1 protein-coding gene is annotated in these 540 nt (G+C 67.2%); it reads right to left on the bottom strand.

What is annotated here, in order from left to right; all coding sequences use genetic code 11:
• Positions 1-51: 51 nt before the first annotated feature.
• Positions 52-291, bottom strand: coding sequence for a chaplin (locus ACFWBF_RS31075; RefSeq protein WP_385237717.1), 240 nt, complete (start codon positions 289-291; stop codon positions 52-54).
• Between the last annotated feature and the right edge of the window lie 249 nt (positions 292-540).

Raw genomic sequence — 540 nt, 5'->3', positions numbered from 1 at the left:
CACTCCGAGGCCACCCCGAGGAGGTCTGCCCTTACGGGCGCAGGCGCTTCGTCAGTCGTTGATGCAGACGTTGCCGAACGCGGGGTTCAGCGCTCCGATGATGTTCACGGAGTTGCCGCAGATGTTGATCGGGATGTGGACCGGGACCTGAGCCAGGTTGCCCGAGAGCACACCCGGGGAGCCCACGGCCGCACCCTCGGCCTGCGAGTCGGCAACGGCGGAACCGGCGGCACCGGCCGCAGCGAGACCGGCGGAGGCCAGAACCAGGGCGGCCTTCTTGGCAGAGTTCATGGGAAGTGCACCTTCTGTTCGATGTTCTGCCCCGATCCCGGGGCTCACAACGAGCGAAACGGTCCAGCATCCCAGACGACACGGGTCCGTGCGCGATCACACCTGTTCAGCGTAATAGTCGTAATCGCGCACGGTTGCGTTACCGCGAGCCGAGGATCGGGATGTCGGGGATCTCGGGGACCAGTTCCACGGGTGCCAACGGCGCAACCGGCACCGCGGGGACTGCCGGCACCGCAGGGACCGCCGGCA

Source organism: Streptomyces sp. NPDC060028 (genome assembly GCF_042736725.1).
GTDB lineage: Bacteria > Actinomycetota > Actinomycetes > Streptomycetales > Streptomycetaceae > Streptomyces.
The sequence above is the reverse complement of the archived record's forward strand: the minus strand, read 5'-3'. Positions and strand labels throughout refer to the sequence as shown.